Source organism: Methanobacterium lacus, from assembly GCF_000191585.1.
In the GTDB taxonomy this organism is placed as follows: domain Archaea; phylum Methanobacteriota; class Methanobacteria; order Methanobacteriales; family Methanobacteriaceae; genus Methanobacterium_B; species Methanobacterium_B lacus.
This window is the reverse complement of the sequence record NC_015216.1, coordinates 130,774-155,397: the sequence shown is the minus strand read 5'-3', so window position 1 is coordinate 155,397 and position 24,624 is coordinate 130,774. Positions and strand designations below refer to the sequence as shown.

Here is a 24,624-nt window from a genome sequence, read left to right as displayed (position 1 = left end):
AAAATGCATTTCCCGACGTGATAGTATGACTTTAACAGATGATGAACTGGAATATATTAGAGAAGATATTGGAAGAGAACCAAATTCACTTGAGTATGGTATGCTTGACATCATGTTCTCCGAGCACTGCTCATACAAAAGCAGCCGCCCAACACTAAGGCTCTTCCCTACAGAGGGAGAAAATGTTATAATGGGTCCAGGAGACGATGCAGGCATAGTAGATCTTACTGATGAACTTGCACTGGTAATAGGAATGGAAAGTCACAACCATCCATCGGCCATAGAACCTTATGGAGGTGCGGGTACAGGTATTGGAGGAATTATTAGGGATATTATTTCCATGGGAGCTCGACCAGTAGCACTTCTGGATTCACTGCGGTTTGGTTACCTTGAAGACCAAAGATCACGTTACTTATTTGAATACGTTGTTAAGGGAATATCAGACTATGGTAACAGGGTTGGAATACCCACGGTTGGAGGTGAAGTTGAATTTGATGATAACTTCAAGGCCAATCCGCTCGTAAATGTAGTATGCGTGGGATTAGTAAGAAAAGATTCAATAATGAAGGGCATAGCCCCAAATGTTGGAGATGTTTTTGTACTCATGGGCGGAAGAACAGGTCGTGATGGAATACACGGCGTAACATTCGCATCTGAAGAACTGACAACCACTTCTGAGTTAGAAAGCCGCCCAGCTGTCCAGGTGGGTGATCCATTCACCAAGAAAAAGGTCATGGAAGCCACATTCGAAGCACTGGAAAAAGTAGATATCCAGGGACTCAAGGATCTTGGAGGGGGCGGATTAACCTGCTGTCTTTCCGAACTTGCAGCCAAGTGTGGAAATGGTGCAAAGGTTGAACTAACAAAAATTCCATTAAGAGAAGAAGGTATGACTCCCTACGAAATAATGTTATCCGAATCTCAAGAAAGAATGGTCTTTGTTGTTCACCCCGAAGATGTGGATGATTTACTGAACATCTTCAAAAAACATGAGCTACCAGCCGCAGTTGTGGGAGAAGTAATCGAAAATGACCAGTTCATAACAACCCTGGAAGGTGAAGTTGTTGCAGATGTTCCAGCAGAACTACTGGCAGATCCACCACTAATAAACAGGGAAATGAAACCACCAGCTGAAGACACAGAATACCTAGAATTCCAACGTATAGATCCTAAAGAAGCTCTTTTAAAGCTTCTATCGTCTGAAAATATTGCAAGTAAAGAATGGGTTTACAGGCAATACGATCACGAAGTGCAGATAGGTACAGTTGTCAAGCCCGGGGACGATGCTGCAGTGATAAGAGTGGATAATGAAACAGCTTTCACCATAACATCAGATTGTAACAGTATTCACACCAAACTGGATGCTTATCAGGGAGGTGCAGGATCAGTTGCCGAGGCAATTCGAAATGTTATTTCCATGGGATCCGATCCCATCTGCATAGCAGACTGTCTAAACTTTGGAAATCCAGAAAAACCAGAGGTACTTTGGCAGTTCAATCAATGTGTTAAAGGAATGTCAGATGTTGCAAGACAATTTAATACCCCAGTAATCAGTGGAAACGTAAGTTTTTACAATGAAACTGAAGGTATAACTGTTAATCCATCCCCTGTTGTTGGCGTAGCTGGAAAAATGAATATTAAAGACATTAGAACTTCTGATTTCAAAAATGAAGGAGATGCCATCATTATCGTGGGGAAAACCAGGAATGAACTCGATGGTTCAGAGTACTGCAGATCTTTGTACGGTTTAGTACAGGGAAAACCTCCAGAAGTACACATCGAAGAGGAATATACATCAGGCAGGTCTGTACTTGAACTCATTGGGCAAGATGCTGATAATGAAATTACAGCAGTTCATGACTGCAGTTCAGGAGGTATTGGAATTGCTATCTCAGAAATGGCAATATCTGGAGAATTAGGTGCAATTATAGATCTGAGTGCCATTCCATCTGAAGGTGATCTTGACACAACCGCTGCTCTGTTCTCAGAATCACATGGCCGGTACATTTTAACTGTTAAGGGCGATGCGGTTGAGGATATTCTAAATAAAATTAATGCACCATGTGCAGTTATTGGAAAGGTTGCTGGTAAGACCCTTGAAATTAGTGATTCCTTTGAAGTGGAGGTTATGGAATTGGAAGGAGCTTACAAAGGAATCATAGAGAAATTCATGGCATGATGTTATGGACAAAGAACTGGTAAGACAATTAATTCATGCATCAGGAGTTTTTGTCCTGATACTAGGATTATTTCTTAGAATTGATATCCTGATACTCCTATGTGTTATAATGGTTGTATCAGTTGAAATCATGTTTGTACTGGATAAGTACATGCACATTCCAGTTTTTTCCAATATTATGTCCACATGTAAAAGATCTGAAGATGAAAGGGGATTTCTTTATTTTTTTATTGGCATTATTGCAACCCTCGTAATTTTCAGTTTCAATTTAACCATTGCCTACTCCGCCATATTACTACTTCTAATTGGAGATTCCCTGTCCACGATTATTGGAAAAAGATTTGGAAACCATAAACTTCCATTCAATCAATCAAAAAGCTTTGAAGGGTCTCTGGCTTTTTTTGGTGCGGGTTTGATTTGCTGTCTGATCTTTTTACAGCCAATCCCTGCAGTTATAGGTGCTCTCGCAGGTACTTTAACGGAAGCTTACAGTCCCATTGATGATAACATACCCATACCACTTATTTCTGCCATGATCATGACTATTGTGATCTACCTGCCCTAGGATGTAAAGGAGCTATTAATTTCTTTCAAACCATTAAATTCATAGTCTAATGGCCCGTTCATGTCGAAAGTAGCGTATGGTGAGCATGAAAATTAGAATTGAAATTAGCACCGTTGGTAACGAATATATTAACATTTCCAAACTGATGTTTGGGGTGGAAGCCATTTTTACTATCAGAACTGTTGGGATAAAATTTAGTATTGCTGAAAAGTAGGTTGTTTTTATAAATAGGGGCATGAACAGTACAAAGGTTGCAAAAACTAGTACAATGGTTATTGCAGAGTTAGCTTCCTTCGTACTATCTACAAACATTGAAAGAAGAGTTCCGATTCCTATAAATGCCAATCCAACAAAAAAGAGTATTAACAGTATAGGTACTGAGTTATATATTGGAACCTTCAAAAGATCTAATAGTAATATCCATATCATACTTTGAATCATTGAAAAAGACAGTATAGGTATTATTTTTCCCAACATAACCTGTGAACTAGATACAGGAGTCATCAACAATACTTCAAATGTTTTTCTTTCTCTTTCTCCCACAACACTATCTGTTACGATGTTACTGGCTAAAAAGAACGGCAACAACAATATGAATGGTACAATAAATCCATACATTATCTCAACAAAGAAAGGACTGTTAAGGGCTAATTTTGACTGTTTATCCATATTATAAACAATTACCTGAAGATTCACAGGGGACAAAATTTGCTGAATTTGGCTAGAATTGACGCCTGAAGATTTGAGTTTTTCTTCTATACTGTACTGATTCACAGCTGCAGATATCTTACTCGAAACAATTGGATAGAATATGTTGGAATTATCTGAATCTACTGAAATATTAAGGGAATTATTGGGATCAACCTTCACAACAGCTATAATACCCGTTCCCAAGGCATTTTGTGCAACAGTGACATTATTATAATAGGTTATATTCAATTTTTGGTCAATTAAAGCTGTATCAAGAGGTGTTCCCTTTACAGTTTCAGGGACAGCTACCTTGAGTACAGATGTTGCACCGTACTCATCAAGTAAAGCCGGATCAGAAGCAACAGAACTTGCTAAGGCGAGTCCAAAGGCACCTAACAATATAAATACTTGTACCAACACCACCAAAAGGTATATCTTGTTTCGAAGTATGTCATTTCCTTCCTTTACTGTCAGGGCCTTCAGTTTATTCATTTCTTCCTTCATGATCCATCACATTCTACTTTTTTATTGCCTGAAGAACTTCAAAGTTAAGAATTCAAATAAGATCCTAAATATACCGGGTCTTGGACCGAATGTAATATCATCCCTTGAAAACATTTTGATTGCTATCCAGTAAGATACCAAACTAACCAGGGCAATAAACCCCAAACACAACAAATAATCAGGTAATGGAATGAAATCGCCTGAAAATAGTCTCATAACAATTGTCATTGGAGAAATATTGGCCATAAAAGATTTTCTTGAGATGTAAACCAGCACCGGGATTATCAGAAATCCCACAACAACCAAGTACACCAAACTCAGACCGATACCTGCTTCCTTGTAATTTTTTGAATAGGCCGCCACCACAGAGGTTACACCTATTATGGGTATTGAAGTTAAGAATACAAATAAAAAAACTGCTAAAGGGTTGAATATTTTGAATCCAAAAATTATCAGAACAACTAGCCATATCAAAACCTGTAATGATATTGTCAGTGCCACTGCAAGACCCTTCCCAACTATTATATCTGATTGGGATAATGGCATTGCAACCAATATTTCACCTGTTTTTCTCTCCTTTTCCCCCACAATACTATCAATTATTATATTTCCAAATAGTAACAGCGGTAAAAACAACAAAATTGTAAGCATGACCTTTTTTATTATCTGCAGGGGTAGGGATTCACCCGTTGTTTCTTGTGTAAAATTTGCTGTTTGGTTCTGGCTGTTGGCAGACATGGTGAGTGAAGAGGAGTAAGACTGTGCTATTGTTTTTGCGGTGTTGTTGGCTTCATCTGTAACCACGCTCATTTTAGGATCTGCAGCATCAACGTAAACCAACATGTTTACTGTATCCCCCGCTTTAATTATGGAATCAGCATTGCCTGGAACATAAAGAAATCCAGTTGTTAAGCCGTTTTTCGTCCTTAATATTGAGGTATTGTACGATGTTACATTGTTTACACTGATAATTTCAGGGTTAACATACTTGGATATTAGGCCACTTTGGTCCTGCACATCCATGTTGGCAAATCCATTGAGTGAAGGAGTTATTGAAATTCCTTTTTCAGACTCTATATTAGCCACAAATGAATTGAATACAACTATCATCAACAGGAGTACAGAAAGCTGTAAAACAAATATCATCATGAACTTTCTGCTCTTAAGGGTGTTCTTTAACTCCCACTTGGTGATGGTGGTGAACTTCATTTTTTTTTTAATCCCCATATTTATTTGACTGAATGAATGAAAACATCGTTTAATGTTGGTTCCTGAGTGTTCACTGACACAACATGACTCCCGAAGACATCAACAATGGCCGCTATTTCATTTCTGTGTTTCAGTGTTATTGAGAATATTCCATCGGCAAATTTAACAGTTCCAACTGATTCAAACTGCGTAATCTGGTCTTTAATGGTGGTAGGCTCCCTTTTTGAATCTGTTTTTACAGTTAAAATAACATCCCCATGAATTTTAGATTTAAGATAATCTGGAGTTCCCACATCCCCTACTCTGCCTTTGTTTAAAATTGCAACCCGATCGCAGAGTAGATCCGCCTCTTCCATATAATGTGTGCAGAGTATTATGGTTTTTTTGCCCTTAAGCTGCCTTATGAAATTTCTGATTGATGCTGCTGTTGCTGGATCGAGTCCCATTGTAGGTTCATCAAAAATTATGATTTCAGGATCATGTATCAAAGCTCTTGCAACGCTAATTCGCTGCCTTAAACCCTTGGAAAAAGTGTTTATCCTATCTTCACTACGATGGGTCATTCCAACCAGTTCCAGAAGCTCTTCTATCCTAGGTTCTATTTGATTTTTAGGTACTCCGTAAAGCTCTGCAAAGTATCTTAACAGATCCCTGGCCTTGAAACGTTCGTACAAATTAGGTTCTTCAGGGAGGTAACCTATCTTGGATTTGATTGTGATTGGATCGTCATGAATACTAGAACCATCAACAACGATATCTCCAGAATCTGGTTTGAGAACACAACACGTCAACCGTATGGTTGTTGTTTTTCCCGCCCCATTCGGCCCAATTATTCCCAAAAGTTCCCCACGATAAATATCTAGATTCAAATTATCAAGAGCTTTAATGTTTCCAAATGACTTGTTAACTGATTCTATTTTTATCATCACATCTTCTGAAGCCATTAAAAATCCTTACCCCCACACTCTTTTATTTATGTATTAAATTGAACCATCGAATATTAGTATTTGTTCAAGTATGTTTGAATATCTTGTAAAAATTTTAATTTTGCGGATCAAAGGAAAAATGGAAGGCTTCTGAAAATGATTCCCAATCCTATTATGATAAGTACCACTGGAAAAATTAGGTGACCATAAATTTTTAATTTCTCCCCAACTATCCTATTGTTGACCATTTTATAGGCTAAGACACACCAAACCCCCACCATGACCATGAAGGTTAATAGTGTGATACTAAGCTCAAAATTATCCAGTGTTATGAATAATGGGATGTAGACTGCCAAGTTATCTCCACCATTTGCAACTGTGGTCATGGCCACAGTTAGGATGGTATTACCGCCCTTAAGAGCATCACCTATTTGTGTTCCTGTTGGGCCAAAGTTTTTCTCCAACATCACATCTGTAAAAATATTTTTTCTAAAATTCCAAAAATATTTAATTCCTATGAAAATTGGGAACAAACCCAAAACCGCCAAATAATGCATTGATAAAACAAATTTAAATTGGTAACATGCCAAACTGATGCACAATAATATCAAAAATCCTAAATACTGCCCAAATATCAGTTTAATTCTATCCTCTGACATTGCAAAAAAGGACATTAAAATAAATATATCGTCCAGATTGGTTGCTATGAAAACACCAACTGCAATCAAGACAACGACCATGATTTCCATTAAATCTTTGATAGTAACTTATCATTTATATTTATTATCAGATGGTGAAAGAGTTTAGATAGTACCCTAATACATTAGAGTGTTGTAAACTAAAGACAACAGTATTAATGTCAATAATCGCGCAGTTACGAGTTTGAAATATTTTTACGGCATTTCATATACAAGTATAAATATGTATGTTTAATTTAGAAGTGCTAGAAGGTTTAGAGTACTGATACTGCATCTAGCTGAGTGCGAATTCCATTATTATTAAACTCTACTTTCTTAATAATATGAGTTTCATACCCTTTTGAAGATAGCAGTACACATAAAGCATGATGATTTGTGATATTATTCAGATGCCACAATTTAAATTAAATTATGCCCAGACCATATTGATATAAAACTGTTTTCATGCCAAATTATTTAGCCTTGCTTTGATTATTTTATGACTTGTATTTACTGGAGAATGTTGTGTCCTAGGATCAATTTATTAGATGGTACAACTAAAAGAATTTCAATTAATCGAGAGAAATAATATGTTTCTAACAAACCTTATGCCGGTCCAAGAGGCCCATGATATAATCAAAAGTACGTTGAAAACTGTAGGAACAGAAAACATAGTGCTTGAAGATGCTCACATGAGAGTGTTGGCAGAAGATATAAGATCAAATCTTAATTCACCACCCTTTGAAAGATCTGCCATGGATGGCTACGCTATTAAAGCAGAAGACACCTTTGGATTTTCAGAGGCTAATCCGGCTAAGTTTAAGATAATTGATACCATAGGCGCAGGACAGCTTTCAAACAAAATTGTTAAAACTGGCCAAGCAGTCAAAATTTCAACAGGCGCACCCATTCCAGAAGGTGCTAATGCCGTGGTTATGGAAGAGTACACCAACTCTGATTCCGAACTCTTAGAAGTTGAAACAAGTGTGACTCCCCGGGAGAATGTTTCCCCAATGGGGGAAGATTTCAAGAAAGATGATCTGGTGCTCAGAAGTGGCAGACTGTTAAAACCACAAGACCTGGCAATTATAGCATCTTCAGGGTTTAACACCGTGGAAGTTTACAAAAAACCTAAGGTTGGTATCATTACCACCGGAACAGAGTTAGTAATGCCCAAACCCCTATTGAAAGGGGCAGAAGTCATAAATTCTAATCATTATACATTTAAAGCTGTTGTAGAAGCTTCCCTTGCAGTTCCAAGTTTAGTGCACTGCATAGACAGTGAAAAAATTGTCAAGGATCAGTTTGAATCCATGTTAGACAGCCATGATGTTTTGATCACAACTGGAGGAACAGCCATTAGTAAGGGCGATGTAGTGGTAGACGTGACAGAAAAACTGGGAGAAGTCTTGATTCATGGAGTCGCACTTAGACCTGGAAAACCATTTGGTTTTGGAACTGTAGATGACAAACCAGTTTTCATGTTATCAGGTTATCCCGTAGCTGCAATGGTCCAATCAGATGTATTTCTAAGAAACAGCTTGTATCAGATGCAGGGAATTGAATACCAACCCCAATACGTGATAAAAACTACTTCAAAAAAAATTGCTTCAAACTTGGGAAGAACAGATTATATAAGGGCAAAAACAGATGGATCAATGGTGAGACCACTCAAAATAAAAGGATCTGGAATCATCAGATCCATGGTGGAATCTGACTCTTACATATTAATCGAAGAAAACCTCGAAGGAATCAACGAGGGAACAAAATGTAACGTTATTTTATACGATTCATTGACAGTATGATATTAAATTAAAAAATTAAATTTAAAATTTTGATAAATATCAAGTTAAGGTGATTTTTTGAACGCTTTATGGTATTACGCTATAGGTTTTCTTATCATATGGATACTGGCTTTCGCCTTCAAGGACAAGCTAAAAATTGACATAAGCGGCCCTATCTTAATGAGAAGAACTAAAAGATTAAGGAATTTTATAGATTCAACAGCACAGAGAAGTCCAAGATTCTGGCGAGGAGTCATGAGCCTTGGTATACCCGTGGCATTTTTCTTCATGGTACTCATGGTTGTCGTGCTTCTAATATCACTACAATCACTTTTATCAAGCCCACAAATAGGAATAATCCTTCCAGGCGTAGATATTCCAGGATCCCAAATATACGTACCATTTGGAGTTGGAATCATAGCACTCATGACAGTTATGGTTGTACATGAATTTGGTCATGGGATACTTGCAAGGGTCGAAGGAGTTAGGATAAAATCTATTGGTGTTTTGTTATTGGCTGTGCTTCCCGGTGCATTTGTTGAACCTGATGAGGAGGATATAGAAAAGTCTAAGAGAATTTCCAAATTAAGGATATACGCTGCAGGTTCAGTTTTCAACCTTGGATTGGCTCTTGTTTCACTTATTTTATTCCTTTTAATCAGTGTGACCATGCTTGGAAGTATTTTTATGGGAATTCCTGGCATTTCAGTTCCAGGAACAACTATAAAAACTCCGAACATTGGCTACAACATCAGCGGACCCATATATCCAACATTCCATGAACAGGGAATGCAGATAAGTAGTGTGGTTCCAGGCAGTCCTGCAGATGGAATTTTAAAGGAGGGAATGGTTATCCAATCCATCAATGGTATTCCAACTACAAATACCACAGACTACGTTAACCTACAGCCATCTATCCAGAAGGGAGAAACCCTGACCATACAAACGGATCAGGGCACTGAAAAGGTAACTACTGGAACAAATCCAAACAATGCAACCAAGGGTTACATAGGAGTAAGAAGCCAGTCCAACCTCGTAGTCAATCAAGATGTGGCAAGTAAATATGGGACTATACTTCCATGGTTCTTCTACGATTTAAGTAATCTCCTTTACTGGATCTTCCTATTGAATTTCGCTGTGGGAACATTCAACCTGCTCCCTCTGAAACCACTAGATGGGGGATTGATGCTTGAAGAGTTACTTAGGTACAGGCTTTCTGAAAACATCGTGCAGAAGATAATAAACCCATTGTCATACTTCCTCATCATTGTGATTGTTGTGAGCATTGTATACAGTCTGGGCAGAGGATTATTCCTCCTCTTGTAAATTTCTTTTTTTTTATTTTTCTTTTTTTAGAACGAAAAAATTTGATCCTGATTCTCCATTATATCCACAACAATTGTATCGTAGGTTTTAAAGGGTATGATATCCTCAATCAGTGTTTCTTTTCCAATACCGCGAGCTTCAAAATCATCCTCACAACTGTAGATTTTGAGGGATGGTGAGTTTTTAAGCAATTCCAACAAATGTTCAGAAGCCCCATAATTCTTTCTAAAGTTGTAAACTCCATTTCCCACCAGGTAAATTGTTAAATCGTGAGATTTATACATCTCAATAAATTTAAGAAATGTGTTGTAACCTTCTTCAGAAGGTGTTTTAGTTAGTAAAAAGCCCAAATGCATATAATCTAATCCCTCCAACCCAGCATGAGCATTATTTCTCGACCTAATAACTCATTTAAGCAGGATACATCTCCATCTTCATTGAGTGGTTGGCATTGATTGAGATTTATGTCTCCTGCCAGAAGCTTGATTGAAAATGCCATGCAAGTGGCTTCACCACATCTTTCACAGTCAGTTTTAGGTAAGCAGTTGTATATTGCTAGCGGACCAATTCCTGAAAGTTTTTCATTCACTTTTGAATAGTCTGTGGGATTATAACTGTTCAATTCAAGGTATGCTTCATTAATTTGGCCCATAATATCTCTTACAACGGATATTGCGTCTAATTCATCTACAGTTTTGTTCATACTAATTTTTCCAGATGGATATAGGGTAACAAGTCGGTCTGCAATGTTTAAAGTCAGAATTTTCTTTTCTTTAATATAATTGACCTTTCCGGGAGGATATTTATTTGCTAGAGCCGGTATTACAGATTCTAGTTTGGAATCCAGTTGAAGTAAACTCCTTATCATATTTTCAGCCACAATACATGGTCTTATCTCTTCAATACTAACCCTTTTAACGAGCTCTCCTTCAGGAAATATATCATGTGTAGATCCATCATGTTCCATGTTATTCCCCCTCAATGCAGACATTCACATTACAATCTCATAAATGCCCTATTTTTTGTTTTGCTGAGTAAAATTTGACTGAGTTGAATGTCGTCAATTATCTCTGCTGCCTCAACTAACTCCCCCTCTTCAATTGATCTTCTTTCAAGTGAGGAGGAATGTACAAAAATTTTACTTTCTGGAAATATTAGGTAGGATAATTCCCCAACATTTGGATAATCCACAGTTCCCCCAGGTTTCTGACCTTTAATTGCAGCGTAAACCCCATCTCCAATTAATAGAACATCTGCTTCCATTCCCCTATTTAAACAGGCTATAGACACGTAAAATGCACTGAAAGTATCTTCATATCCGTAGGGAGCTTTATCCACCACAATTAAAATGGATTCCATTTTAACCACTGAGAGTTATGACTTTATCACTTTTTTTAATCCATTCTGGAATATCGTAAACACTAGTAATTGAAACTCCACTTAAATATGCACTTTTATCACATGCATGACCCCTTGCTGTGGCACATCTTATACATGCCCTCACATCGACACCCCTTTTCAATTAATATCTTCAGTCTATGTACAACATTTGGAAATGAATGAGGGTTCTGATTTTTCTTAGGAATATGTGTAGCATCCATATACAAAAATAAATTTACATTATATTGGTTATTCAATGCACTTTCCACTATATTATGCGCTATTTCAATGTATTGTGACCTGTATGGACCTTCAGTAATGATAATTGTAAGGGTCTTTGTTTCCTGTTTTGGAGTAAAAGACATGTATATAATTTATGTTGATTGTAGAAAATAAATTTTGATGTGGGAGTTTATAAAAAAATTAGTATGAAATTCAGGAATTTCTTTCTTTGTCTATAGCTTCCTGAAATGCTTGACTGTGAAAATTTGATGCCAAACCTTTTTTACATTCATCAACAAAAAGCCGTAGTTTTGGTGCTCTGCATGGGAAAAGTTGAACTTTTAGGCCTGCTCTTGTTGGTAAATTGTTAACATCTTCCCCCACCATCTCCCTAGAAACGTAATGTGTGGATCCACATGGTGCAGCTCGTATAACATCCACATTTACGACCTTGTTACCTTCCAATTTAATTTCTACAATGGGTCTTCCGAATTTAGATACAAATTCGTCGTAAACAGGGTCTCCATTTTCTTCGAGTTCGCACATGGTATCGGGGCAAGTAACATTTCCATAATCTTCCAACTGATTTTTCAAACCCTCACCCCTCCAGGCTGCAACGATGATCCATCCCACATCTTCATGTACCTGTTCAACCATCTCCAAAACAAGGTCGGGATGTAAAATATAGCTTATAACTAAATCTGCGGATCTTAGTTCGTTTAAGCTGTCTTCAGGTACTTCCACATCATCCATGAACATGGAATCAGGCTGTTCCAATTCGATAAATACAGTTTCAAAATCTTCACAGATGGTATCGTATGTTCTATCACCGTATGGACCGTCTGTCACTATGACAACTTTGATCATTATCCTTTACACTCCTGGGTTTCATCAACGAAAAACATGCAGATTTAAATCTGACTATGTGATAATTTTTTTTGTTTTAAAATAAACATCTTGTGTTAAGATCTAACAATTTTTTTAATATCTGTAATACTATATTTGGCTTATAAAATTGGCATTACTATTTATAAAATAAAAACAACAATTTAACTGCTTAATCAAAATATGAGTAGATCATGAAATAGTTTATAAGAGTTATAAAGGCGGATTCTACATGGAAAATATTTACGAACGCTCCCTTGCAGGTGAAATTACAAAAACGGATGCAATAAACCTTATCAATAGCAACCCCCACGAATTATTTGATGTTGCTGATAGATTGCGTAGCGAGATTGTTGGAGATGAAATTACCTTCGTTGCAAACAAAGCCATTGACATAACAGACCATTGTATGATTGAATGTGCATTTTGTTCATTTAGAGATCATATTGGATATGAAATGACTACAGAGGAGATACTGGAAAGTATCAGAGAAGGTCAAGAAATGGGATCTACAGAAATATGTTTATTCGGAGGCATCATGCCCCATATGACTGTAGATTATTACAGTGACCTGATAAAGGCAATCAAATCAGAATTTGATATTTACTTGCATGCCCTTTCTCCTGTGGAAATATTTCAAACTGCTAAGTTATCCGGTATAAGTACCAAAGAAACTCTAAAAACTCTTAAAGCTGCAGGCATGGACACCATGACTGGAGCATCTGCAGAAATACTTGTAGACTCTGTAAGGGAAAAAATTTGTCCAAACAAGGTGAACACATCACAGTGGCTGGATATTATAAGGGAAGCTCATGAACTGGGAATACCCACTACATCGACAATTATGTATGGAAGTATTGAAACTTGGGAAGATCGTATTGACCACATGATGCTTTTAAGAGATTTACAGCGTGAAACTGGAGGTTTTACAGAGTTTGTTCCCCTAACCTTCCTGAACGAAAACAACCAGTTGGGTCGTGTTTCACAGGGTGCCAGTGGAATGGATGATCTCAAACTACACGCCCTTGCAAGAATAATTTTCGGAAGAGATATTCCAAACATTCAGGTTTCATGGGTGAAACTTGGAGTAAGAACCTCTCAAATTGCCCTGTGCTGTGGTGCAAACGATCTTGGAGGAACCATGATCGAAGACAAAATATCCATTGCTGCGGGAGCATCCTATGGAGAGTACTTACCAAAAGAACAGATGATAGAGATCATCGAAGCCCTGGGACGTGTTCCAAGGGAACGGACCACCATTTATGGTAAGGTCTAGGGCTATTTTTTTTATAAATCCTTTAATTCTACCTCTCAATTTTTTTTATTAATCTACACACACTATCCCACTGATTCAGTCATAGGTATAACGATCCACACAACAAAATTTAGATTCCATGATCAAGTGTATAAGAATAAAACAATAAAATTTAGTTGAGGTAAAGAAATTTTATATGAACCTATTATGAATTGGGAAAATTTTTAACCCAACAACCCAGCGAGAAAAAAAATATGAGAGTAGTTGTAATTGGAAGTGGAGCCGGTGGACTTACCGTTGCTTCAAACTTGAGAAAATATTCAAAAGAAGTCGAAATTACCGTGTTTACTATGGAGGATAAAGTGGCATATTCACCATGTGCAATACCTTACGTTATCGGAGGAGATATTGATTCTTTCGAAGAAATTGTGATGCACACACCAGAGTACTATGGAAAACACGGCATTAATATTGTTACAGAATCTGAAGTTTTAGAAGTTGCATCTTCCCAGAATTTGATTAAATATCGACTTATAAATGGGGATGAATCTGCACCAGAGTTAATAACCCTGAAATATGATTATCTTGTGATTGCAACTGGAGGATACCCATTCATACCGCCTGTGGAAGGAAATGACCTTGAAGGAGTATTTAAGGTCCGTACTATTGAAGACGGTGCAAAAATTAAAGAATGGTCTAAAACCAGTAGTAAAGCTGTTATTGTTGGTGCAGGAGCCATTGGATTGGAGTTAGGATATGGGCTCAAACAGATTGGTATAGAAGTGAGTGTAACAGAAATGCTTCCACAAGTCCTGCCAAGGTCACTGGATCCTGACATGGCACTCAAAGTACAAGAGTACCTCGAAGGCCAAGGGGTCCGTATCATACTCAACAATGCACTTACAAAGATCGTTGGTGTAGATGTTGCAGAAGAAGCTGTTGTGGGAGATATCAAAATGGATGCTGATCTAGTTATCTTGTCCACAGGTGTCAGACCATCGATTGAACTGGCAAAACAGGCAGGCTGTAACATAGGTGACATGGGCGTAGTTGTTAACGAAAGAATGGAAACTTCTGTTTCTAACATCTATGCTGTTGGGGACTGTGTAGAAGTACATGATGGAATAACAGGACAAAAAACACTTTCACCATTCGGAACAACTGCTGTTCGTCAAGGAAAAGTTGCAGCTAAAAATTTAGCTGGAAAAGATGCAGTTTTTAGACCAGTGTTGAATTCTGTGGTTTCAAAAATAGGTGAACTCGAAGTGGGTGCAGTTGGTTTGACAGAAGAATCTGCAAAGATGAATGGAATTGAAGTTGTTGTTGGTAAAAGCCAAGCCCTCACAAGGGCCAGATATTATCCCGGTTGTAAACCAATAGACACTAAACTCATCTGTGGATTGGACGGAACCATACTGGGTTGTCAAATCATTGCCAAGGAAACAGTTGCAGAAAGGGTGGATACCATGGCCATGGCAATTGCAAAACAAGTTAAGTGTAATGAAATAACTGAAATGGAATTTTCCTATGCTCCCCCAGTTTCAATGGTTGTTGATCCTGCGGTTATGGCTGCAGAAGATGCACTCAAGAAATTGAGTTCATAAAATTTATTTATTTTTTTTTAATATTAGCTAAAACAAAAAAATGGAGGATTAGAAGTATCTTTCTAGGATACCCTTCAACATACGTGCATGTCTTGCTTCATCCCTTGAGCTTTCATCGAAGAAATCGTGGGCAGGATCAATGTCTTCAACCTTGGCCTTTTTAGCAGCAGCTTTTTTCTCATTGTTAGCCATAGTTTCGCCTTTAAGCATCATTTCAAGATTTTCTTTGAGCGAAGAGGAAATGACACCGTTCAGTTCCGCAAATACTGCGGCATGAGCTGCTTCTTCAAATGCTATGGTTTTCAATACTTCTGCCACTTCTGGTAAACCATCCCTCTGGGCTAATCTGGCCATTGCAAGGTACATTCCTACTTCTGCACATTCACCTTCAAAGTTCGCTTTAACGTCCTTTTCTAATTCTGTGTCTTTACAAATTCCTATTTCATGTTCGTTTATGAGTTCCATTATTTATTCCTCCAATAAAAAATTTATTTTGCAAGCTCTTTACCTATTTCAAAGCAACGTTCTAGCTCATCTTCAGTAGGCAAGTAGTATATTTCAAATTCGTCTTTAACATCAAATCCACAGTTTTCAAGGTCATCTTTCAGTATTTTAGGAGCTCCACCCTTACCTCCCATTGAACCGAATGTGGCTGCTTTCCTCTTTAGTCCTGTTCTATCAAATTTAAGGCCTCTAAGGTAGTAAACAATGTCCCCCACACTTGGGAATGGTTCATCGTAGATGGTTGGAATACCGAATGCTACTGCTTTACTGTCAAGAATATCCTTTACAATTTCACTTCTTTCATCTTCATGCAGGTAGTATATTTTTACGTCGGCTCCTTGACTGATTGCTCCTTCAGCAACTGCATGTGCCATTTTCTGGGTAGATCCATGCATAGTATCGTAGACAATTGTAACCTTGTTTTCTACATTACCTGTTGCCCATTCACTGTAAGCACCTATGACTTTCATTGGATCTGTCCATATTTGTCCATGTGCAGGGGCTATCATTGTTATCTTTTCTAAAAGTCCAAGTTCAGTTACCTCTTCAAATTTCTTCAGTACCAGTTTTGATAGTGGTGTTATGAGGTTGGCGTAGAATTTTTTGGTAGCATCCATGAGTACGTATTCTGGTATTTCATTATCGTACCTCTGTGGTAAGCAAATATGTTGTCCAAATGCATCGTTTGAAAATAGTATTCCTTCTTCAGCAAGCAGTGTAAACATGCTGTCTGGCCAGTGTAACAGTGGTGCCTCTAAGAATGCTAGAGTGGCCCCTCCAAGATCCAGTGCATCTCCAGTTTTTACTGTGATGAAATTTGCTTCTTTAAGGGAGGGGTAGTGGTTTATTAATCCTTCAACTGCAACTTCTGTACAGTATATTGGAGCTTCAGGGAATTTGTGATGGATTTCTGTCAGTGCTCCACTGTGATCCTTCTCAACATGGTTCTGTACAATCACATCGATCTTGAAGTCACGACCCTCTTTTTTAAAGGCGTCTTCGATCCTGCCCCACATCTGGTAAGATTTTCCATGGTAGGTGTTATCAATCAAGGCAACCTTTTCCTTACCAAATACCAAGTAAGCATTGTAGGTTGTTCCGTTCAAGGTGTATCCATGATAAGTCCTTAAATCCCAGTCTAAAAAGCCTACCCAATACACTCCTTCCTTCATTTTTACTGCTTCAGATTTCATTTTTTTAAAGCCTCCAAGTTATTTTCTTATTTGGTTCGTGTTAGCACGAACCTTATCCTGTATGGTCTTATGCGAACAAGTACTATATAAATTTTACGTTCGTGTCGATACGAACCATTATATAGTTGTTTCAACAAGAAATTAGTAGTGAATAAATGATGACAAACCAAGATGCAGGCACACTGAACCAGATAAAAATTTTTGGAACAAAAAATGGGTTAAATATTGTCAACAGTTCCATAAAGTCCAAAATTCTGGAAATATTAGAAGAAAATGAGAGAAGTGGTGCTGAAATTGTGAAATTAACAGGAAAATCAAAGGCAACAATATCTGCCCACCTTAACGACCTGGTTGGAATGGGAATTATAGAATCTAAACCCAACCCAAAGGATGGAAGAAGTAAAATATTCTTCATCAAGTCGAGTTATCTCGGCGATCTTACAAGAAAAAATGATTTCAATAAAGAGCTGGATGATTACATCACAGAGGGAGTTGTAAATTCTGAGGATCCCTTTGCATTTTTCAGGTTTGTTTTTAGAACCTTCAGGGTAGCTTTAATAGAAGAAGGAGTTAATATAGATCCAATTTTACACAACGCCGGAATTAAAGTCGGTGAAACCTTTTACAGTAAACTTAAAGACTCCCAAACAGATAGATTCATAGAGAATATTGCAGATTTCTGGCAGAAAAATAAACTTGGAAAAATTAAGACAGAAACTCTTGAACCATTAACCTTGAAGGCTTACGATTGCTTTGAATGCGAAGATTTACCTAAGATAGGAAGATCAGCTTGTGCATTTGATTCTGGAATTCTTGAAGCCATATTTTCTGCACATTTCGGTCGCAAGGTAGATGTTGATGAAATAAAATGTTTTGCAAAGGGAGATGATTACTGCTCCTTCGTTGTCAAATAAAGTTTGATCAATCTTTTTTATCAGGGCTAAACTTGACTAATGTGGTTGTTAAGTATTTTTTATCCTTTGAAAAGCCCTTAAATATATTTTCATCCGGCATGGTACAGTTCTGTACCGAAAAGATTGTTTTTTCCCTTTCATCAGCTTCGATAATCCTTTCAAGATCTTCTGAATGCCTTGAAGTCTTCATAATAACGAAGGTGTCAGCATGGGGCAATATTTTTTCTAACCTGTCATCAACTTTAGGCACAACAACAAGAATTTCATCCTTCTCAACCAAAGATATTCCCGATGCAGCTGCACATCCCGTGAACGAAGTTATTCCAGGTACTACTTCTATTTCAAATCCTAACTTCGAAATTCTATCTGCTACGTAGGCAAAGGTACTGAATATGGTTGGATCTCCAAGTGTAATGAATGCCACATTCAGACCTTTTTCAAGCCTTCTTTCGATACGATCTGCAGCATGATCCCAGTAAAGATTTAACTCTGATTTGTCCTCAATCATTGGGAAAAGAGGATCCACTATTTCATACTCATCTTCACGTTCATCTAAAACCGGTTGAATTATTGTAAGTGCGATGCTGGGTTTAGATTCTGCAGATCTCGGAGAACATATGACATCTACAGTTTTTAGTAGTTTACTCGCCTTTATAGTTAATAATTCGGTGTCTCCAGGACCAACACCTATACCGTACAGTTTTCCTTTTTTCATAAACATCCCATCTTATTTATCAGTCCATAGAGAATTCTGGTGTTAATTAATTCATGACAAAAAATATTTCAGAATAAATCTATTTACTAGTCCTTAAATTTAATAGAAGTTTGGTTGGAACCTTTTTTAAAGGTTTGTTTTTTATGTCTTTTTATCATAAGGTTTCCTTTTTATATCATCGCTGATAAATAATAATCTCTATGGAAAGTGGATTCTTCTGTGAAAAGTGTGGAATGATAAAGTCAAGGTGCATCTGTAGTAATAACAGCAAGCCTGGCCCAGTTCTTAAGAAAATATCAAAACAAGCTGTTTCTGATATCAAAAATAGATATCCTGATGTTGATGAAGATATTATAGAAAATTTTCCCTTCTCAGAGCCTAGACGAGGCCAGTTTGAGATAATTTCCAGGATTCAAGAAGCTATTGAAAATGGTTATCGTTACATAATCCTTGAAGCAGGAACTGGTACTGGGAAATCTGCAATTGCAACTACACTAGCAAATATTTACAACCCCGCCTACATACTGACCATGACCAAACAGCTCCAATCACAGTACGCTGGTGAATTTGGCTTTCCAATGGTTAAAGGAAGGGGAAATTTCACCTGCCGAGAATCAGATTTTGATGATAGGTGTGATTCCGGAACTTGTCAAACAGTTCCAAACTCGCATAATTTTGTGTGTGAATTCGGCGTGACTAAATCCCCATTTGAAGAAGGTATGTTCGCATTCAACGATGCTTACGGTGCTCCACTTTATTTCAGATCGAATGATAGGTGTAACTATTGGAATCAGAAGGCCAGAGCTGTAGAAAGTGATATTACACTCATGAATTATGATTATGCACTTTTAGAACTTGCTTATGTTCAGCACTTCGGTAAAAGATCGTTAATGATCCTTGATGAAGCCCACAATATCGAAGACAAGCTCATGCGCAGGATGGAAGTCAACTTATCCAACAAAATGCTCGAAAAAGACATTAAGAAGAGTATTCCTAGAAATATGATGAGTTACCATGATCCTAAGGAGTGGACCTTGTTTCTTCAGTCCATTTATCAGGATTATAAGGATATAAGCGTTACAAAACTTCCAAAGAATAAGGCAGACAGGATAAACAGGACCAAACTCCGGTTGAGTGAACTCATAAGTAACATGGAGCATCATCCTGAAAATTGGGTTGTTGATGCTGAAACTGGTGGAATGAGCTTTAAGCCATTGAAGATTGACATATATGCCAATGAAAGGCTGTTTAAATATGCTGATGTTTGTTTGTTCATGAGCGCAACCATCCTTGATCAGGAATTGTTCTGTAAATGGTTGGGTATAAATCCTGAAGAAGTGTATTACTTGAGCATTAAAAGTGCATTTCCAGCATCAGAAAGGCCAGTGCATTTAAAAACAGTGGGACCAATGTCCCAGCGTGCAATAAAGAGAACTGCCCCCAAAACCATTCCAATTCTTGAGAAAATTATTGAACATCATAAATATGAAAAGGGCCTCATACACACCCACAACTACAAATGTCAACAGTACATCATGAAAAAGATCAAGGACAACAGATTACTTGACCATAAAAGTACCGACAGGGAATATAAATTGAGGCTTTTTGAAAAGAGTAAGGATCCTTTGGTGCTGGTGAGTCCTTCCATGAGTGAAGGTGTTGATCTACCCTATGAAAAATGTCAATTCCAAGTCATTTACAAGATACCTTTCCCTTACTTGGGAGATCAGCAAATTAAAAACAGAAAAGATAAAGATCCTAAATGGTATGCATACAAAACTGTTATGACGTTGATTCAGGCATATGGAAGGGGAATGCGTGCTGAAGATGATTACTGTGAAACTTACATCTTGGATGGAAATATTAAAATGTTGTTCAACAACAGGATGTACAAATCATTGGTTCCGGAATTTTTCAACGAAGCCGTTGTGAAGGATTAATGAAAAAAATAGATTATAATTGTTAATCTCTCTTTTCATCCCATTTTTTGCGCCATTCTTCCATCTGATCCTTTGTGAGCCAGTGGCTTCCGTCACAAAATGGTTTATTTTCTGATTTTCCACACTGACATAGGGTTATCCTGTTTCTAATTTCGTATTCATGACCGTCGTACGATTCCACTGGAATGCCTCCCCTCACCCAAATAGGTCCTTCACATTTTTTAAGTGGATCGTGTATCATTACTATGGACTGTTCAAATTCAGGTTCAAGAGCTTCACCTGTTTCATTATCCCATATCACAAGTCTTCCTGAAGGGCAGTTATGTCCCTCTTCAATGGCCAGTTTTTTTGATTCAGGGTCGTCAGATTTGGCAACAAGCTCCCTTATTCCACCACTACGTTGACAGAAGCGGGAATGATCACACAGTGGCCATACATCTGTTAAAGTCAGTTCTGGACCAGTTGTTTCAACAGCTTCAGACATGTATGGTTTTCTACTTGCAGTTTCTGTGCCATCAAATCCTGTTTTAAGATGAGTACCATCACAAAATGGTTTATTTTTTGATTTTCCACATCTGCATAGGGAATAAGATTCTTTATTAGGATATTTTACTTCCAATGTCCATTTATAAGAATTACCCTCATCATCTACTCCAATACCCTTTTTAAGTAGTGGAACTCCACCCGAAACTATGTATGGTCCGTCTTTAATTATTCTAATCCTTGGTTCTTTCTTGTTTTCGCTCATGAAATTTCCCCATTAGATGATCTAAACACTGAATTCATATGCTCCCATGCCCAAATCTCCCCAGTACCAACTATCATGGATTAATTTACCGGTGGCACCCTCTCCTGCTGCACCCATCGCTGTTAACAACGGCATGAAATGATCTGGATATGGATGTGCTCGTTCTGAGTACGGAGATCTATCCCTGTAAGACACCAAAGATTCCGTATCACCCGTAGTGAGTGCAATCTTAAGCCATTCATTGAATTCAATAGCCCAATCATCAGTAAAAGCATCTGGATGAAGGGAAGCATATCCCAATGGATGCACAGCACCACCACTACCTACTATCAACACCCTTTCTTCTGTTAAAGGTTCTAATGCTCGACCCAGTGCAAGGTGTTGTTTTGGATCAAGGCCTTGTTGGATTGAAAGTTGAAAAATAGGAACGTCTCTGTCAGGGTACATGAGCAACATAGGTATCCATGCCCCATGATCAAGTCCTCGTGTAAAATCTAAATCGCATGAAATTCCTGCATCAGTTATGAGGTTCTGTGTGTGTTTCGCCAGTTCTGGTGAACCCTCTGCATGATATTCAACTTGGTAAAGTTCAGGTGCAAATCCATAAAAATCATGTATTGTCTCATTTATCTCAACAGCATTTAAAACTGGACTAACAGTTTCCCAATGAGCAGATATGCATAGAACTGCTTCAAAATTCCCATATTTACTCCCTAAATCAGATAAAAAAGTTCTTGCAGGAACATCTTCGAATGGCAATGTGGGAGCACCATGTGAGACAAAAATCGTTGTTAACTTCTTTTTAACCAAGAGTTCACCTCGAACATTTAGAATCAAACCATATACCGAGCATATTACACAAATTTAGCCCAATAGTAAGGCAGGAATAATGTTAATATGCACCCAAGAGAATTTATATTTTGGGATATATTGAAGATGCAAATATAAAATAAGAATTATTATTATTAGCGGACCTGGGGGGATTTGAACCCCCGACCTTGGGATCCGAAGTCCCACGTCATGTTCCAGGCTAGACTACAGGCCCATAATTTGATAAATAAACTGAGTTCAAATGAAAGTTGTGTAAAATTCAACTCATTTCAAAGTAACATCGAACTATTTGATCCTAATCCTTAAAAATGGTTACGTATTATACAATTATTGTAGTTCATTTTGATCATAATTTTTTGAATAGTTGACAGTTGAATTAAATATTCATGGATACAAATAAACCGAGGTAAACATGCTTGCCAAAAGAATCATTCCCTGTTTGGATTGCGATTTAAATGTGCCCCATGGAAGGGTTGTTAAAGGTGTGGAGTTTAAGGAGATCAGATATGCCGGAGATCCAGTAGAACTTGCCACACGTTACTACGAAGATGGAGCGGATGAAATTGTATTTTTAGATATAACAGCATCCCATGAAAGAAGAGAAACTATGGCAGATGTTATTAAAGCAACAACAGAAAATGTTTTCGTGCCCATATGCGTTGGTGGAGGGATAAGAAAGCCTGATGATTATGTTAATATGTTAAGAGCTGGAGCAGATAAATGTTCAACTAATACAGCAGCCATACACAATCCAGATCTTATTAACGAAGCCTCTAAAATTGTAGGATCACAAGCCTGCGTCATAGGGATCGATGCAAAACGCAGATATGTATCTGATCCATCAGAAAAACCGGAAAAAATAGTTGTAGAAACCAAAAAAGGATACTGCTGGTTTGACTGCAGTATATATGGCGGTAGAGAATTTACAGGAATAGACGCATTAGCTTGGGCCATCGAATGCCAAGAACGTGGCGCTGGTGAAATTCTGCTCACAAGTATGGATAGGGATGGTACAAAAGATGGTTACGATCTTGAATTAACCAGAACCATGAGCGAAAATCTGGACATACCAGTAATAGCATCGGGCGGTGTGGGAAATCCTCAGCATATCTACGAAGCATTTGAAATAGGAAAGGCAGATGCTGCATTAGCTGCCAGTATTTTTCATTTCAATGAGTACCCTGTTCCAGAGGTTAAAAAATATCTGGTGGACAAGGGAATTCCTGTCCGAAAATAGGGAGTTTATTGAAGACCTATCATGGCCCCGTACTTTGAATATACCTCTTTTACAAGTTCAGAAGCCTTAGGATTATCCCAATCATGCATCCATTCAGAAACAAGTGATTCCAGAGTCATTGGAATGACTCCTGCCTGGATCATTCTTTTTATACCATACTCATGGGCGGGTTTTGTTGAATCACCTGCAGCATCCATTAGCCCATAAACTTCATAACCTTCTTTAATTCCATGAAGTGCAGTGTAAGCGAAACACATACTTGTCCAAAGGCCCGATACCACTAATTTTTTCCTTCCAGTGCTTTTTACAGCATTGAATGTGTCATCATCCTCAAATGCATCAAAACTCTTGATTTTTCGTGCAAATACTTTCTGATCTGGAAAAATCTCCGATATTTCTGAGAATACATCACCATTTCCTTGAGGATTAATGGATGATAAAACTACGGGAATGTTCAATATACTTGCAGCCTTTGAGGCGTACAAAGCTGCATCCCTAATGATTGTTTTGTTGCCTGAAGCAACACTCCTAATCATGGTAGGTTGATAATCTACCAAAAGTAGCACACTGTTATCAGCAGTTAAAAGCTCCAATTTTCCATCATTCATTTTTTTTCCTCCATAGGTGTTCGATGTATCATATTTGTAAATTGAATTTAATATATTTTATCCGACCATTAAAGCCATAAATAGTATTCAAACTATTTTAACAAATTTTTATCCCTAATGGAAAAATATAATTGGTTTAAATGTTTAATTTTATATTATGAAAACCCGATGTTCTTGGGTTGATGATGACCCTATGATGAAAGGTTACCATGATACTGAATGGGGAGTTCCAGTTCATGATGACAGAAAATTATTTGAATTTTTAATTTTAGAAGGGGCGCAAGCTGGATTAAGCTGGAAAAGCATACTAAGTAGGCGTGAAAATTACAAAAAAGCCTTCGATAATTTTGAACCTCAAATAGTAGCCCAATACGATGAATCTAAGCTGAAGGAACTCAAAGAGGATCCTGGTATAATCCGGAACAAATTAAAAATTAAGTCTGCAGTAACCAATGCATTGGCAGTTCTCGATATACAGGAGGAATTTGGTAGTTTAGATGCGTACTTATGGCAATTTGTTGGAGGAGTAACCATCCAAAACCACTGGAAAAACATAAATGAACTACCCGCAACAACAGTAGAATCTGAAAACATGAGTAGGGAATTGAAAAAAAGGGGATTTAAATTTGTAGGTCCAACAATTTGTTACTCTTTTATGCAGGCTGTTGGTATGGTGAACGATCACACAGTTGATTGTTTCAGATATAAGGATTTATAGGTTAATGGAA

26 protein-coding genes and 1 tRNA gene are annotated in these 24,624 nt (G+C 37.6%); 10 read left to right on the top strand and 17 right to left on the bottom strand.

All coding sequences use genetic code 11. The features are described from left to right. Window positions 1-7: 7 nt before the first annotated feature. On the top strand, window positions 8-2,179 hold the full coding sequence (gene purL, locus METBO_RS00770; protein WP_227717277.1) for a phosphoribosylformylglycinamidine synthase subunit PurL: 2,172 nt from the start codon (window positions 8-10) through the stop codon (window positions 2,177-2,179). A gap of 4 nt (window positions 2,180-2,183) precedes the next feature. Beyond that, window positions 2,184-2,744, top strand: a complete 561-nt coding sequence (locus METBO_RS00765) for a diacylglycerol/polyprenol kinase family protein (RefSeq protein WP_013643755.1) — start codon at window positions 2,184-2,186, stop codon at window positions 2,742-2,744. A gap of 39 nt (window positions 2,745-2,783) precedes the next feature. Here METBO_RS00765 and METBO_RS00760 read toward each other — a convergent pair whose 3' ends face one another. The 4 genes from METBO_RS00760 to METBO_RS00745 form a co-directional block, all read right to left on the bottom strand. After that, the gene (locus tag METBO_RS00760; protein WP_048186300.1) at window positions 2,784-3,938 is read right to left on the bottom strand and encodes an ABC transporter permease; all 1,155 of its coding nucleotides are present in this window, start codon (window positions 3,936-3,938) and stop codon (window positions 2,784-2,786) included. 21 nt (window positions 3,939-3,959) lie between these two features. After that, window positions 3,960-5,147 (bottom strand): ABC transporter permease, encoded by a 1,188-nt coding sequence (locus tag METBO_RS00755; protein ID WP_013643753.1) that lies wholly within the window; start codon window positions 5,145-5,147, stop codon window positions 3,960-3,962. A 20-nt stretch (window positions 5,148-5,167) separates the two neighbouring features. Beyond that, window positions 5,168-6,091 (bottom strand): ABC transporter ATP-binding protein, encoded by a 924-nt coding sequence (locus METBO_RS00750; RefSeq protein WP_013643752.1) that lies wholly within the window; start codon window positions 6,089-6,091, stop codon window positions 5,168-5,170. 110 nt (window positions 6,092-6,201) lie between these two features. Further along, entirely contained in the window at window positions 6,202-6,813 is a 612-nt protein-coding gene (locus tag METBO_RS00745; protein ID WP_158304880.1) for a cadmium resistance transporter, read from the bottom strand. Between the two features lie 527 nt (window positions 6,814-7,340). Between METBO_RS00745 and METBO_RS00740 the strand changes: the two genes are divergently transcribed. Continuing rightward, window positions 7,341-8,555, top strand: coding sequence for a molybdopterin molybdotransferase MoeA (locus METBO_RS00740; RefSeq protein WP_013643750.1), 1,215 nt, complete (start codon window positions 7,341-7,343; stop codon window positions 8,553-8,555). A gap of 57 nt (window positions 8,556-8,612) precedes the next feature. Beyond that, the gene (locus METBO_RS00735) at window positions 8,613-9,860 is read left to right on the top strand and encodes a site-2 protease family protein (protein WP_013643749.1); all 1,248 of its coding nucleotides are present in this window, start codon (window positions 8,613-8,615) and stop codon (window positions 9,858-9,860) included. A gap of 26 nt (window positions 9,861-9,886) precedes the next feature. Here METBO_RS00735 and METBO_RS00730 read toward each other — a convergent pair whose 3' ends face one another. The 6 genes from METBO_RS00730 to METBO_RS00710 form a co-directional block, all read right to left on the bottom strand. Continuing rightward, entirely contained in the window at window positions 9,887-10,216 is a 330-nt protein-coding gene (locus METBO_RS00730) for a DsrH/TusB family sulfur relay protein (protein WP_013643748.1), read from the bottom strand. Between the two features lie 5 nt (window positions 10,217-10,221). Further along, window positions 10,222-10,827, bottom strand: a complete 606-nt coding sequence (locus METBO_RS00725) for a (Fe-S)-binding protein (protein ID WP_013643747.1) — start codon at window positions 10,825-10,827, stop codon at window positions 10,222-10,224. 29 nt (window positions 10,828-10,856) lie between these two features. Further along, window positions 10,857-11,219: a DsrE family protein gene (locus tag METBO_RS00720; RefSeq protein ID WP_013643746.1), complete on the bottom strand. Its 363-nt coding sequence runs from the start codon at window positions 11,217-11,219 to the stop codon at window positions 10,857-10,859. A gap of 1 nt (window position 11,220) precedes the next feature. Further along, a complete protein-coding gene (locus METBO_RS14005) occupies window positions 11,221-11,382 on the bottom strand; it encodes a DsrE family protein (RefSeq protein ID WP_265101212.1) in 162 nt (53 codons plus the stop codon). Then, window positions 11,318-11,605: a DsrE family protein gene (locus tag METBO_RS00715; RefSeq protein ID WP_265101211.1), complete on the bottom strand. Its 288-nt coding sequence runs from the start codon at window positions 11,603-11,605 to the stop codon at window positions 11,318-11,320. The genes METBO_RS14005 and METBO_RS00715 overlap by 65 nt, the downstream gene beginning before the upstream one ends. 70 nt (window positions 11,606-11,675) lie before the next feature. After that, window positions 11,676-12,329, bottom strand: coding sequence for a DUF166 domain-containing protein (locus tag METBO_RS00710; protein ID WP_013643745.1), 654 nt, complete (start codon window positions 12,327-12,329; stop codon window positions 11,676-11,678). A 250-nt stretch (window positions 12,330-12,579) separates the two neighbouring features. On the opposite strand from METBO_RS00710, the gene cofH reads away from it, so the two are divergent. Further along, window positions 12,580-13,623, top strand: coding sequence for a 5-amino-6-(D-ribitylamino)uracil--L-tyrosine 4-hydroxyphenyl transferase CofH (cofH, locus tag METBO_RS00705; RefSeq protein WP_013643744.1), 1,044 nt, complete (start codon window positions 12,580-12,582; stop codon window positions 13,621-13,623). Between the two features lie 233 nt (window positions 13,624-13,856). Further along, window positions 13,857-15,206 (top strand): FAD-dependent oxidoreductase, encoded by a 1,350-nt coding sequence (locus METBO_RS00700; protein WP_013643743.1) that lies wholly within the window; start codon window positions 13,857-13,859, stop codon window positions 15,204-15,206. A gap of 48 nt (window positions 15,207-15,254) precedes the next feature. Here METBO_RS00700 and METBO_RS00695 read toward each other — a convergent pair whose 3' ends face one another. Beyond that, complete coding sequence (locus tag METBO_RS00695; RefSeq protein WP_013643742.1) at window positions 15,255-15,671, bottom strand: ferritin-like domain-containing protein; 417 nt, start codon at window positions 15,669-15,671, stop codon at window positions 15,255-15,257. A gap of 23 nt (window positions 15,672-15,694) precedes the next feature. Continuing rightward, complete coding sequence (locus METBO_RS00690) at window positions 15,695-16,903, bottom strand: FprA family A-type flavoprotein (RefSeq protein ID WP_013643741.1); 1,209 nt, start codon at window positions 16,901-16,903, stop codon at window positions 15,695-15,697. Between the two features lie 155 nt (window positions 16,904-17,058). Here METBO_RS00690 and METBO_RS00685 point away from each other — a divergent pair, with 155 nt between their 5' ends. After that, window positions 17,059-17,817 carry a V4R domain-containing protein gene (locus tag METBO_RS00685; protein WP_013643740.1) on the top strand — a complete coding sequence of 253 codons (759 nt, stop codon included), beginning with the start codon at window positions 17,059-17,061 and terminating at the stop codon, window positions 17,815-17,817. Window positions 17,818-17,824: 7 nt separating this feature from the next. Here METBO_RS00685 and cobI read toward each other — a convergent pair whose 3' ends face one another. After that, complete coding sequence (cobI, locus tag METBO_RS00680; protein WP_013643739.1) at window positions 17,825-18,532, bottom strand: precorrin-2 C(20)-methyltransferase; 708 nt, start codon at window positions 18,530-18,532, stop codon at window positions 17,825-17,827. A gap of 200 nt (window positions 18,533-18,732) precedes the next feature. Here cobI and METBO_RS00675 point away from each other — a divergent pair, with 200 nt between their 5' ends. Further along, a complete protein-coding gene (locus tag METBO_RS00675; RefSeq protein ID WP_013643738.1) occupies window positions 18,733-20,472 on the top strand; it encodes a helicase C-terminal domain-containing protein in 1,740 nt (579 codons plus the stop codon). Window positions 20,473-20,494: 22 nt separating this feature from the next. Here the strand turns inward: METBO_RS00675 and METBO_RS00670 are convergent, their stop codons facing one another. The 3 genes from METBO_RS00670 to METBO_RS00660 all read right to left on the bottom strand — a co-directional run bounded on the left by METBO_RS00670 (window position 20,495) and on the right by METBO_RS00660 (window position 22,265). Beyond that, the gene (locus METBO_RS00670; protein ID WP_013643737.1) at window positions 20,495-21,220 is read right to left on the bottom strand and encodes a CDGSH iron-sulfur domain-containing protein; all 726 of its coding nucleotides are present in this window, start codon (window positions 21,218-21,220) and stop codon (window positions 20,495-20,497) included. A 21-nt stretch (window positions 21,221-21,241) separates the two neighbouring features. After that, the gene (locus tag METBO_RS00665; protein WP_013643736.1) at window positions 21,242-22,030 is read right to left on the bottom strand and encodes a DODA-type extradiol aromatic ring-opening family dioxygenase; all 789 of its coding nucleotides are present in this window, start codon (window positions 22,028-22,030) and stop codon (window positions 21,242-21,244) included. 159 nt (window positions 22,031-22,189) lie between these two features. Then, window positions 22,190-22,265: transfer RNA gene (locus METBO_RS00660), tRNA-Arg, on the bottom strand. A 198-nt stretch (window positions 22,266-22,463) separates the two neighbouring features. On the opposite strand from METBO_RS00660, the gene hisF reads away from it, so the two are divergent. Further along, entirely contained in the window at window positions 22,464-23,288 is an 825-nt protein-coding gene (hisF, locus tag METBO_RS00655; RefSeq protein WP_013643735.1) for an imidazole glycerol phosphate synthase subunit HisF, read from the top strand. 5 nt (window positions 23,289-23,293) lie between these two features. Here hisF and METBO_RS00650 read toward each other — a convergent pair whose 3' ends face one another. Then, window positions 23,294-23,896 carry an isochorismatase family protein gene (locus tag METBO_RS00650; RefSeq protein WP_013643734.1) on the bottom strand — a complete coding sequence of 201 codons (603 nt, stop codon included), beginning with the start codon at window positions 23,894-23,896 and terminating at the stop codon, window positions 23,294-23,296. Window positions 23,897-24,053: 157 nt separating this feature from the next. On the opposite strand from METBO_RS00650, the gene METBO_RS00645 reads away from it, so the two are divergent. Further along, window positions 24,054-24,614 (top strand): DNA-3-methyladenine glycosylase I, encoded by a 561-nt coding sequence (locus METBO_RS00645; protein ID WP_013643733.1) that lies wholly within the window; start codon window positions 24,054-24,056, stop codon window positions 24,612-24,614. Window positions 24,615-24,624 lie beyond the last annotated feature (10 nt).